An 11,482-nucleotide genomic window follows, 5' to 3' on the forward strand; every position below is an offset into this window, starting at 1 on the left:
CTCCGACAGTTCAGGCGTTCGAAATCGTGTATTCGTGCAATTCTGCCGCCATATCCTGACGGACCAGAACGCTCATCCGCGTGCCACCCTCTTCGAACTCTGTCGAGAGGATCTCGGTATCCCACGAGTGCAACCGCGAGACAACCTCTCCGTGGGAGTAGGGCACCAGGAGCTCGAGTCGAACGTCCGGCCTCGGAATGGTGTCCGAGATCAGCTGTTTGAGCTCTTCGATCCCTTCTCCGGTACGAGCCGAGACGACGGCGTGTCGGGGTTCCCGCTGGCGCAGACGCTCAACGACATAAGGATCGGCCGCGTCGGCCTTGTTGAGCACGATGATTTCCGGAACGTCGTGGGCATCCACATCGGCCAGCACGTCGCGAACCGCTCGGATCTGGCCCTCGGGCTCGGGGTGGGAGACGTCGACGACGTGCAGGATGACGTCGGAATCCGCGACTTCCTCCAACGTGGATCGGAAGGCCTCGACCAGCTGCGTCGGCAGAGAGCGCACGAAACCCACGGTGTCCGAGAGCGTGTAGCCAATTCCATCAGGGGTCACAGCCTTGCGGACGGTCGGGTCCAGGGTCGCAAACAGCGCGTTCTCGACGAGCACGCCGGCATCCGTGAGCCTGTTGAGCAGCGAGGACTTCCCGGCGTTGGTGTACCCGGCGATCGCGACTGAAGGAACATGGTTGCGACGACGATTCTGCCGTTTGGTCTCTCGGGCCGGTTTCATCGCCGCGATCTCGCGCCGCAGCTTCGCCATGCGGGAACGAATACGACGCCGGTCCAGTTCGATCTTGGTCTCACCGGGCCCACGGGAGCCGATGCCTTCACCGCCCGCGGCACGGCCACCGGCCTGCCGGGACATGGAATCGCCCCAGCCACGGAGTCGGGGCAGCAAGTACTCGAGCTGTGCGAGCTCGACCTGGGCCTTTCCCTCTCGTGACTTGGCATGCTGGGCGAAGATGTCGAGGATCAACGACGTCCGGTCGATGACCTTGACCTTGACGATGTCCTCAAGGGCACGACGCTGGGAGGGCGCGAGTTCGGAATCGATGATGACCGTGTCCGAGCCGGTCGATTGGACGATCTCCCGAAGTTCCTGGGCCTTGCCCGATCCCAGGAATGTCCCCGGATCGGGCTTGAGTCGACGCTGGACCAGGCCGTCGCGCACCTCGGAGCCGGCGGTCTCGGCGAGCGCGGCCAGCTCCCGCAGTGAGTTCTCCGCTTCGGCCTGCGTTCCTTCCGACCAGATACCAGCGAGAACGACCTTCTCGAGCCGCAGTTGGCGGTATTCCACCTCGGTAACGTCCTCGAGCTCCGTGGAGAGACCCTGGACGCGGCGCAACGCGCGACGTTCTTCCAGTTCCTGCTGGTCGCCGTCTGCAGCGGTCAGTTCCCTGCCCTCGCGGGCCAGTTCAGGGGCTTTGCGATCGAGGATCGCTTCCTCGTGTTCTTCTTCGGCGGAGAATCGACCGAGGACTCGATCCACGCTGGCCCTGAGCTGGGCATCGGTCGGCCGCGAACCGCCCTGGTCCGCGGAACCTGTGGTTTCGTTCTGGGGCATAGTGCCTTTCTTGGGGTAACGCGCGCCTTTCCGGCGACGTCGTCTTCTGCAATTCTATCCGCGTCGCCAAGTCGTGCACCGTGGCGCACGTCGATCTGTGGATGACCGCCCGGAGCAGTGGCGGTCTGCTTTCGGTCGGGTCCCGCAGGTCCGCTCATGCCGTAAAATCGCTCTTCATGGCCGAGCACTACTTTTCCTCCCACCACGAGGACGGGCTGACACCCCGACCCCTGACCGTCGAGCTCGAGGGCTCCGAAAGACACCTCGTCACGGCATCGGGTGTTTTCAGTCCCAAGGGACTCGACAAGGGAACCGCGGTTCTCCTCAGAGAAGCACCCGAACCACGAGGAAATTCCCTCCTCGACATAGGTTGCGGCTGGGGGCCGATCACCCTGGCCCTGGCGCTCAGGAGACCCGGTGCCCGGGTCCTTGGTGTCGATGTCAATCAGCGGAGTATCGAACTGACTCGGCGCAATGCGGCCTCGATGGGACTGGACACCATCTCGACTGCTCTGCCCGACGACGTCGACCCCGGTCTGAGCTTCGACACCATCTGGTCCAACCCGCCCATTCGCGTGGGTAAGGACGTTCTGCACGACATCCTGATGACCTGGTTGCCCAGGCTCTCGGCCGGGGGCTCGGCCTACCTCGTGGTCCAGAAGAACCTCGGCGCGGATTCTCTGATTCCGTGGTTGGCCCAGAACCTGGGTACGGAGTTCGCCGTCCATCGATATGCCACGGCCAAGGGGTTTCGTGTCATCGAGGTCCGGCGGGGACCCGCCCGGGAAGTCTAGCCGAGAACAACCTTTCCGACCAGGACGGCCGGTCCGGACAGGACCACGTGTTCCAGCTCGTCCGGGGCCATGACGAATGTTGCTCCTACCGCGCCTCCGGGCACCTCGACGACCCATTCATCGGGCGCGTCGTCGCCCGCCCAGAAGCGAGTCGCCGCAGCCGCCGCACAAGCCCCGGTGCCGCAGGATTGGGTCTCGCCCACACCGCGTTCGTGGACCCTCATCGCAATGCGGCCGATGGTGTCGTTGTCCTCGGAGTCGACCGGAACCACGAACTCGACGTTGGTCCCCTGGGGCGGAACCGGACGCACATTCGGGACCTCGTCGAGCCCGAGCTTACCGAGCTTCTCCTCACCAGCCAGGGCGACCACCGTGTGCGGATTGCCCATGGTGATCGACAGGCCGGGGCGGGGTGTCCTCAGCCCGCGAGCCGTCACGAGGCTGTCCGAACCCGAGTCTCGTGCTTCATCGCCATGGATGAACCCCCACGGTCCCATATCGACCGCGTAACCGTCCTCGACCTTGGCCACGACCTTCGCCCCTCCCCGGGTCCCGATGGTCAGGCTCTGGCCCGATTCGACAGACACGAGGCCCTCCGTCAGGAGGTAGTGGACGAACACCCGCACACCGTTGCCGCACATTTCCGACAAAGACCCGTCCGCGTTGCGGTAGTCCATGAACCACTCGGCGTCGGGCGAGGTTTCCAGCACTTGCCTGCCTTCGGGCAGCTCCTCCGACCGGATGGCTCGGATCAATCCGTCCGCCCCGATACCGCGGTGACGGTCGCACACCGATTCGACGAGGGAACCCTCCAGAGAGAGTCGCCCCTCCGCATCGGTCAACAGCACGAAATCATTGCCCGTTCCGTGTCCTTTCGTCAGGCTCATGCCGGACAGCTCACCCCACGGGGAGTCCTCCCCCGCGGACTCGGTCTGGTGGACGGCGGCACCAGGGGCGGCAGATTCTTCGACGGAGTGATCGGGTGCAGCGGTTCGATGAGAAGTCACCATTCCAGTTTAACCCGCCGCCGTCCGACGGAACAGCTCAACCACACGCGCCACGTTCTCGTCCAAGGGGTCCGAGAAATCCAGCCAATGAATCCTCGGATCGGCCCGGAACCAGGTGCTCTGGCGCCGAGCCAGTTGGCGGGTCGCGACGACGGTTTCCTCGATCGCCGTCTCGATCGACGTCGTTCCCTCGACGACGCGGAGAAACTGCGAGTACCCCACCGCACGCGGCGCGGTCTTGCCCTCGCGGAGGCCATGGTCCGCAAGGCGGCGAACCTCATCGAGCAATCCATCCCGCACCATGGTGCGAACGCGAGTCGCGAGACGCTCGTGCAATACATCCCGGTCGCCGTCCAGGCCAACCTGGAGGGCCGGCTGGAAGTACTCGCGCCTCGGCATGTAGGAGGAGAACGGGCGCCCGGTGACCTCGTGGACTTCGAGTGCCCGCACGAGTCGGCGGTCGTCTTTGATGCGATCCGCCGACTCCGGATCAACCTTCATCAGCCGGGCGAGCAGTGGTCCGCGCCCCTGGGCCTCCAGCTCGGTTTCGAGCCGCTCACGGACCACCGGGTCCGTCCCGGGAAAGTCCAGGACATCGAGGGCGGCTCGGACATAGAGCCCGGAGCCACCGACCATTATTGGGGCGCGGCCTCGGCCGCGGATCTCGTCGACAACCTGTCGCGCTCGCCGCTGGAAGTCCGCCACGGAGGCCTCTTCCCGAATATCGAGCGTGTCCAGAAGGTGATGCGGCACGCCGCCCCGCTCGGCCGCGGGCACTTTTGCGGTACCGATGTCCATGCCACGGTAGAACTGCATCGAGTCAGCGTTGATCACTTCACCGTGCAGGGCGTGGGCCAAGGCCACGGCGAGGTCCGATTTGCCCGTGCCTGTGGGGCCGACCACGGCAAGCACCGGGAGAACGGGCAAACCATCGTCACTTGTTCGCTGCGGCGCCGACACATTTTCCATGGCGGCGTGACGAATCGAACCGGCCACCGCTACCGGGCGCCGGTGAGGGTCGACGACCGGCCAGGTATCGATGGCATGCCCAGAAGGGTGGTCCCCGGTTTGCCGCCGCCCGTTCCACAAGATTCCGCTTGGGCACGATCCCACGCGTCGCCGGCGCGGGAACGCCGAACGGAGTAATCGGCCGGGGAAGCCGATGCCGGGTCCGAGATCACGTGGAATGGAGCGGCCTCCGTGATCGTGACGGTCACGAGGTCGCCGGGCCTCGGCGACTCCGCCCCAGCGGGTACCGAGAAATGAACGAGGCGCTGGTCCTTGCTCCGACCCGACAGACGGTGCGTCTCACCGCTCTTGCGTCCCGTTGCGGCGCTGACCATGACCTCGACCTGGGTACCGATCAGTCGCTCGTTCTCCTCGCGGCTGATGCGGTCCTGGAGGGCAGTCAACCTCTCGTACCGTTCCTGGACGACTTCCTTGGGCACCTGGTTTTCCATCTCGCCCGCGGGAGTTCCCGGCCGGATCGAGTACTGGAAGGTGAATGCGGAGGAGAAGCGGGACTTCTCGACGACATCCAGGGTGGCCTGGAAGTCCTCCTCCGTCTCCCCCGGGAACCCGACGATGATGTCCGTGGTGATCGCGGCGTGCGGGATCCGTTCCCGGACCTTGTCCAGGATCCCCAGGAACTTCTTGGAGCGGTAGGACCGACGCATGTCCTTGAGCACCTTGTCCGATCCCGACTGGAGGGGCATGTGCAGCACGGGCATGACGTTGGGTGTCTCCGCCATGGCGTCGATGACGTCGTCGGTGAATGCGGCGGGGTGCGGACTGGTGAATCGGACCCGCTCGAGTCCTTCGATCTGCCCGCAGGCTCGCAGTAGTTTCGAGAAGGCCTCGCGGTCGCCGAATTCGACGCCGTAGGAATTCACGTTCTGGCCCAGGAGGGTCACCTCGATCGCGCCGTCGTCGACCAGGGCCTGTACTTCCGTGAGAATGTCTCCGGGGCGACGGTCCTTCTCCTTGCCCCGGAGGGACGGCACGATGCAGAACGTGCAGGTGTTGTTGCATCCGACGGAGATGGAAACCCACCCGGAATAGACCGAGTCCCGCTTGGTCGGCAACGTGGACGGGAACACTTCCAGGGACTCGAGGAGTTCGGTGGCAGCTTCTTCGTTGTGCCGCGAACGTTCGAGCAGGGCCGGCAACGAACCGATGTTGTGCGTGCCGAACACGACGTCGACCCAGGGGGCCTTCTCCACGATCGTGTTCTGGTCCTTCTGTGCCAGGCAGCCGCCGACGGCGATCTGCATGCCCTTGTTCTCGCGCTTCGTGGGCGCGAGGTTCCCCAGGTTGCCATACAGCTTGTTGTCCGCATTCTCGCGAACGGCACACGTGTTGAATACGACCAGGTCGGGCGTGTCCTTCGACGATGCTTTCTCGGGCGCATCGCCTTCGGAGAGCGAGGCCTCGGAGAAGGGGACGTATCCTGCCGACTCGAGGAGTCCGGAGATCCTCTCGGAGTCGTGCACGTTCATCTGGCACCCGAAGGTTCTGACCTCGTAGGTGCGGTGCTCTCCGGTCTGCTCGTCGATGCCCGGCATGGGCGCTTCGGCATCGGGCGCAGGCGTCTGGCGGTCTTCGTCGGTTGGGTTTGCAGTCACTCTGCCAGCGTACAAGACACCGGGCACCTCTCGCTGACGACCTTGACGTCGGTCACGGGAGCCGGTCCGGGGCGCTTCGACCTGCCCGGGGCACACGCATCCACCGTATTCTGGGAGGCGTGACCGACCATAGCTTCTCCCCCGCCCGTTCCGGCGCCACGGACTGCCCGGTATTCACGGGGTTCGATGAGCTCGTTGCGTGGTCGAGTTCGCGGGCACGACTTCACGTGAGTCGAGGCGGGATGATTGCCGCGGAACGGTTGGGTGGGGCCATCGACTCCATTGAGGTCCTGTCCGCGACACCCCGTTCCATCGTGGCGCGCTGTCGATCGAGGCAACGGTCAGTGGTTCTCAAACATTTTCGGCGCAGGGACTCAGCGCGAAATGCGAGCGGCTTCGGTTACTTGCGCGCCAAATTCGGAGCCAAGGTGCTTCCCGGGGCGGCCGCAGTCCTGGCCTACGACGACGAAGCCAGGGTACTCATCCACGAGGACCTGGGCGTTCGGTCGGGCCAGCAGTATTCCGCCGAGGACCTGGTGAGGTGGGCCCGGTCCTGGCCAGACCTGGTGGTGCCTGCCACCTCCCCGGCCGCGCAAGAGTTCCGTGACTCAATAGGCCGGTCGGATCCGGTGTCCGCGGCGAAAGGCTGCCCAGGGGCGCTGCCGTCTTTGGGGCTGGCACGGCAGGCGGGTATCACCGATGACCAACTCAGGAAATTTCTGGACCCGGCGCTGTCGGTCATGTGGTGCGGCGATATGAACCCTGCCAACTTTGCCGAAGATGGCGACGGAACCTATCGGCAAATGGATGGTGAGGGGACCGGATATTGCGACCCGGCGCTCCTGGTGGTCGAGGCCAGGCTGGGCCTGCCCTCGGCACCGGACTTGGGCGGGCCCGACATCGGTCCGAGCGCGGGCCAGTGGGATGAGGTCGGGGACTTCCTGGCCTCTTGTTGGAGTGTGACGTCAGAGCGGGAAGACATCGCACGCCTCGTCCTGACATCGATACTCACGGAACTCGCGCCGACCCGCGCTGGCTCCTAGCTTCCCGGGGACGAGGACTGGGCCTCGTCAGCAACGGTTCGCCTCCAGAGGATGACGGGTCAGGGAAGATCGTCGAATTCTTCCTCGCCCACGATGTGGAGCTCTTGCTTGGCCACGTCGAATGCGACACCGGGCGAATACCCCCGACGGGCCAGCATCGAAGCCAACCGTCGCAGTTCCTTCTCCCTCACGGTCCTGTCGTTCAGATCCGCACCACGCTTGATCTTTTTCCGAACCAATGCGCGGGCGTCCTCCCGTTCGTCCTCGTCCGTGCGCTGGGCCAGTGCCTCCTCCGCGATGTCCCCCGTGATGCCTTTGTCGGCGAGTTCGCGGCGCAGGGCTGGTCGTGCGAGCTTGCGGCTGGTCGCTCGGCTTCTGACGAACATCTCCGCAAACTCTTGGTCATTGACCAGCCCCCAGTCCTCGTATTTGTCGAGGATCTCGGTGATGGTCTCCTCCCCGATCTGCTTCGAACGCAACTTGTCCTCCAGCTCGGCACGGCTGCGCGCCGCCATGGTGAGTTGCCGGAGAACGATGTCCTTGGCTTGCTCGTACTCGGTCTTCTCTTCGGCCGGCCGGGAGACCTTTTCTTCGGCCGTCTCCGGACTCTGCCCTACATCGTGACTGCGAGAATGAACCGAGAACTCCGAAGCTCCCGAGCTTTCGAGCCCCTGGCCCCGTGACGCCGAGTATTTCGGGGAGACGGCCGGACCACCGAGCCGGCTACCCTTGCGGCGACGGCCGGCCCCAGAGCGGTTCCGGCCGTCGCCTCGACCTGAGCGAAGACTCATCAGAAGTTCTCGGGCAACGCATCCAGCGGGTCATCGCTCAATTCGGCAGAATTCTCGCTATCTTCTCCGGCGGACGCGTCGATCGGAGTGGATCCCGCATCGGGGTCTTCGTCTTCCGAATCGATGATCCCGGCCTTGACGAGAGTCTTCTGCTGTATTTCTTCCGCGAGCTCCGGATTGTCCTTGAGGAAACGCCGCGCGTTCTCCTTGCCCTGACCCAATTGGTCCCCGCCGTAGGTGAACCAAGCTCCGGACTTCTTGACGATATTGTGCTCGACCGCCATATCGATAATGCCGCCCTCGACAGAAATTCCTTCGCCATACAGCATGTCGAATTCGGCGATCTTGAACGGTGGCGCCATCTTGTTCTTGACGACCTTGGCCTTGGTGCGCGCGCCCACCGGATTCGCGCCATCCTTGAGCGTTTCAATGCGACGAATATCAATGCGCACCGAAGAGTAGAATTTCAATGCCTTGCCACCCGTGGTGGTCTCGGGGCTCCCGAAGAAGACACCGATCTTTTCGCGCAACTGGTTGATGAAAACAGCCGTGGTATCGGTCTGCGACAAACGACCCGTGATCTTGCGCAAGGCCTGAGACATCAGCCGAGCCTGCAACCCCACGTGGGAATCTCCCATTTCGCCTTCGATCTCGGCGCGAGGGGTAAGTGCCGCCACGGAGTCAACCACGATGATGTCGATCGACCCTGAACCAACCAACATGTCCATGATCTCCAGGGCCTGTTCACCCGTATCGGGCTGAGAGACCAGGAGGGAATCGGTGTCCACGCCGAGCTTTTCCGCGTAGACGGGGTCGAGAGCGTGCTCGGCGTCGATGAAGGCTGCGATACCGCCGGCCTTTTGGCAATTCGCCACGGCATGCAACGCGAGGGTCGTTTTACCCGAGGACTCCGGGCCGTAGATCTCAACCACGCGGCCCCGGGGAAGACCCCCGACGCCCAATGCCACGTCGAGTGCGAGGGCACCGGTCGAAATGGTCTCTGTCTTGACCGCTTCCCTGTCACCCAGCCGCATGACCGAGCCCTTGCCATAGTTCTTGTCGATCTGCGCAAGAACCGTGTCCAGTGCTTTTTCCCGGTCCGAACCGGTCGCGCGGGATACGGAAGCCGTGTTTCGCGATTTAGCAGCCATGATTACCTCAATTCCGTGGCCCGTCGATGACAACGAGCCTGCTGTCGTGCGTTTCAGTCCTCACGCTAGTCAAGGGGACTGACAAGTTAAGCGGTTTGGGGCATCTGTGGAAAACCCGCGCCACGCCTCTGGCCTCGAGTCTAACCGATCTCGAACATGAATTCGAATATATTTTCGATGTTCTGCGACGGCCGCTTGGGCACAGATCCGAGCCTCAGCTCGGTTCTCCCGGATCTGTGCCCAACCACCGTGACTCGGGAAGATCGTGCTGGCGACACACCGCCTGCCACACCCGAAGCGGCGCAACACCCTCTTCGAGCGCCTCGTTCGCGGTTCTGCTCCCGACGGCGTCGAGTACCGTTTGGTCCCCCACGACTCGCGCGTAACCGAAGCCGAATTCGTCTTCCATGCTCCGCCAGAACTCCGAAATCTTCATAGTTCAGCCTTCCTCTGGATCCGTCATCACGATATCCGCACGGCAGGGCACATCAGATCCTGGCGGGCCGTTCAGCTCGCTATGGCCCGGACGGTCTGCCCGTAAGGGGGCTCCTCTCACACGAAAATCCGCGCCGTCCGCGATTTTCTCGCGATGACAACACGGATTTTCTGTCCTGCCCACGGAGCGCATCCCGCCGGGCTCCGGCTTCTCAGATGAAACTGGCTCGGGATGCGACGTGCTCTGTGATTATCGGACGATCGGGCGAGTTCGCTGCGTATGAGGCAGATCCATCGACCCGGTGGCGTTCATGCCGTATTCGCGGCGGAACTCCTCGGAAAGTTCGTTGGGGACGGTATCCGGAACGTTGAGCCCTTCGGCTGCCGCGAGACGGTCCGAGACCTCTCGAAGCATCTGGGACAAGGGAATCTCCAGTGCCGCACAAATGGAAGCGAGCAATTCTGAGGATGCTTCCTTCTGACCGCGCTCGACCTCACTGAGGTATCCGAGCGAGACGCGGGCACTGTGGGACACCTCGCGCAGGGTGCGTCCCTGTCGCTGGCGGATGTCTCGAAGGACCTCACCGATTTCGTGGCGAAGGACAATCACTTTGGGCTCCTGCGGTTCGGGCGTGAAATCTTCTGACTGTCCCACATCCTTCCAACGGACGACGCCGTTCACGGACACGGGTTGCTTAGTCATCTTTATGCCTATCTCCCTTTTCGATGTGGCCTCTCAGTGTTGAGTGCCACGTGGTTTCTTCAGCCTAATGCAGTTCGCATCTGTGCGTCAGGCCTGTGGACGGATTGTTTTCGCACCGTCACGTTCATTCAAACCAAGTTCCCTGGGAATTCATTCCCGCTATCGGCGAGAGAAGGCTGTGAATATTCTGGGTAAGCCGTGTATCCCGGAATCGCCAGCGGTCAGCCCTCCCTGGCCATGGATTCCACGAGGAGTCGCAATGCCGCCCATACGGTCTGTTCCCGAATCTCCGCGCGGTCGCCTTCGAGCCTCAGTTCCCGGGCCGCGTATCCCTGGGGCCCAGCGCATCCCAAGTACACCAGGCCCACGGGTTTGCCGTCATGAGGGTTCGGGCCCGCGACTCCGGTCGTGGAAACGGCCCAGTCCGTGCCGCAGACTCGCCGAGCCCCCGCTGCCATCGAGCGGGCGACGTCGGGATCTACCGAACCCTTGTCTGCCAACAGGTCCTCGCGAACTCCGAGCAGGCCGGACTTGACCGAGTTGTCGTAAGAGACGATTCCGCCCCAGAAGACTGCGGACGCGCCCGAGACCGAGCAGATGGTGGACGCGAGCATCCCGGCAGTCAATGACTCCGCCGTGGACACGGTCTGGCCTGACACCGTGCCGGACGCGACCACGCGCGCGGCCAGGGCCGACGTCGTCTCGTTCTCCGGAAGCGGCGCCCGACTCATGCCTTACCGTTCCCAGCCAGGTAGTCACGTCTGAGCGCCACGGCCTTGACCACGTAATCCACCCCGGTCACCACGGTCACCACGACCACAGCGGCCATGACGATCCACCCGGGAATCATCAGCCACCAGCCCACAGCCCCCAGAGGGAGGATGAACAGCACAAGGGCCACCGTCTGCAGAACGGTTTTGAGCTTGCCGCCCTTGGACGCAGCCATGACTCCGTAACGGATCACGAAGAACCGCATGATCGTGATTCCCCATTCGCGCACGAGGATCACGATTGTGACCCACCACCACAGCTCCCCCAGCATCGACAGGACCACGAAGGCCGCTCCGGTCAGGAGCTTGTCGGCGATCGGGTCGGCGATTTTTCCGTAGTCCGTGATGAGGTTTCGCGAACGCGCGATGTCGCCATCGAGTTTGTCCGTGTACATCGCGGCACCGAAGACGACAACCGCCGCCCAGCGCATCCCCATCGACAGCTCGCCGAAGTGACCCCCGGCAAGAAGGAACCACACGAAGAACGGGACCATCAGGATTCGGAGCGTCGTCAGCGCATTCGGGAGATTGAGGTTGGACTGCTTGGGGGTAGACCCCGATGATTCTGCGCTGCTCATGAGTGCCCCTTCTTCGTGC

Annotated in this window: 12 protein-coding genes; 2 read left to right on the forward strand and 10 right to left on the reverse strand. The window is 63.5% G+C overall.

The window, feature by feature from the left end; all coding sequences use genetic code 11:
• Window positions 1-10: 10 nt before the first annotated feature.
• Window positions 11-1,567, reverse strand: a complete 1,557-nt coding sequence (gene hflX / locus AB0Y14_RS08740) for a GTPase HflX (RefSeq protein ID WP_436588883.1) — start codon at window positions 1,565-1,567, stop codon at window positions 11-13.
• A 176-nt stretch (window positions 1,568-1,743) separates the two neighbouring features.
• Between hflX and AB0Y14_RS08745 the strand changes: the two genes are divergently transcribed.
• A complete protein-coding gene (locus AB0Y14_RS08745; protein ID WP_436588884.1) occupies window positions 1,744-2,361 on the forward strand; it encodes a class I SAM-dependent methyltransferase in 618 nt (205 codons plus the stop codon).
• On the opposite strand, the gene dapF is transcribed toward AB0Y14_RS08745, so the two are convergent.
• The 3 genes from dapF to miaB all read right to left on the reverse strand — a co-directional run bounded on the left by dapF (window position 2,358) and on the right by miaB (window position 5,932).
• Window positions 2,358-3,248, reverse strand: a complete 891-nt coding sequence (gene dapF, locus AB0Y14_RS08750) for a diaminopimelate epimerase (RefSeq protein ID WP_436589116.1) — start codon at window positions 3,246-3,248, stop codon at window positions 2,358-2,360. The genes AB0Y14_RS08745 and dapF overlap by 4 nt on opposite strands.
• 129 nt (window positions 3,249-3,377) lie before the next feature.
• The gene (gene miaA, locus AB0Y14_RS08755; RefSeq protein ID WP_436588885.1) at window positions 3,378-4,337 is read right to left on the reverse strand and encodes a tRNA (adenosine(37)-N6)-dimethylallyltransferase MiaA; all 960 of its coding nucleotides are present in this window, start codon (window positions 4,335-4,337) and stop codon (window positions 3,378-3,380) included.
• A gap of 29 nt (window positions 4,338-4,366) precedes the next feature.
• Entirely contained in the window at window positions 4,367-5,932 is a 1,566-nt protein-coding gene (gene miaB, locus AB0Y14_RS08760; RefSeq protein ID WP_436589117.1) for a tRNA (N6-isopentenyl adenosine(37)-C2)-methylthiotransferase MiaB, read from the reverse strand.
• A gap of 179 nt (window positions 5,933-6,111) precedes the next feature.
• Here miaB and AB0Y14_RS08765 point away from each other — a divergent pair, with 179 nt between their 5' ends.
• Window positions 6,112-7,035 carry a hypothetical protein gene (locus AB0Y14_RS08765; protein ID WP_436588886.1) on the forward strand — a complete coding sequence of 308 codons (924 nt, stop codon included), beginning with the start codon at window positions 6,112-6,114 and terminating at the stop codon, window positions 7,033-7,035.
• Between the two features lie 59 nt (window positions 7,036-7,094).
• Here the strand turns inward: AB0Y14_RS08765 and AB0Y14_RS08770 are convergent, their stop codons facing one another.
• The 6 genes from AB0Y14_RS08770 to pgsA form a co-directional block, all read right to left on the reverse strand.
• On the reverse strand, window positions 7,095-7,826 hold the full coding sequence (locus tag AB0Y14_RS08770; RefSeq protein ID WP_436588887.1) for a regulatory protein RecX: 732 nt from the start codon (window positions 7,824-7,826) through the stop codon (window positions 7,095-7,097).
• Window positions 7,826-8,977 (reverse strand): recombinase RecA, encoded by a 1,152-nt coding sequence (recA, locus tag AB0Y14_RS08775; protein WP_436588888.1) that lies wholly within the window; start codon window positions 8,975-8,977, stop codon window positions 7,826-7,828. The genes AB0Y14_RS08770 and recA overlap by 1 nt, the downstream gene beginning before the upstream one ends.
• A gap of 214 nt (window positions 8,978-9,191) precedes the next feature.
• Window positions 9,192-9,413, reverse strand: a complete 222-nt coding sequence (locus AB0Y14_RS08780) for a DUF3046 domain-containing protein (RefSeq protein ID WP_436588889.1) — start codon at window positions 9,411-9,413, stop codon at window positions 9,192-9,194.
• A 249-nt stretch (window positions 9,414-9,662) separates the two neighbouring features.
• Window positions 9,663-10,115: a helix-turn-helix domain-containing protein gene (locus AB0Y14_RS08785; protein ID WP_436588890.1), complete on the reverse strand. Its 453-nt coding sequence runs from the start codon at window positions 10,113-10,115 to the stop codon at window positions 9,663-9,665.
• A gap of 221 nt (window positions 10,116-10,336) precedes the next feature.
• The gene (locus AB0Y14_RS08790) at window positions 10,337-10,846 is read right to left on the reverse strand and encodes a CinA family protein (RefSeq protein WP_436588891.1); all 510 of its coding nucleotides are present in this window, start codon (window positions 10,844-10,846) and stop codon (window positions 10,337-10,339) included.
• On the reverse strand, window positions 10,843-11,463 hold the full coding sequence (pgsA, locus tag AB0Y14_RS08795; RefSeq protein WP_436588892.1) for a CDP-diacylglycerol--glycerol-3-phosphate 3-phosphatidyltransferase: 621 nt from the start codon (window positions 11,461-11,463) through the stop codon (window positions 10,843-10,845). The genes AB0Y14_RS08790 and pgsA overlap by 4 nt, the downstream gene beginning before the upstream one ends.
• Window positions 11,464-11,482: the final 19 nt, after the last annotated feature.

The sequence above is a fragment of the Rothia sp. HC945 genome (genome assembly GCF_051370785.1).
Taxonomy (GTDB): domain Bacteria; phylum Actinomycetota; class Actinomycetes; order Actinomycetales; family Micrococcaceae; genus Rothia.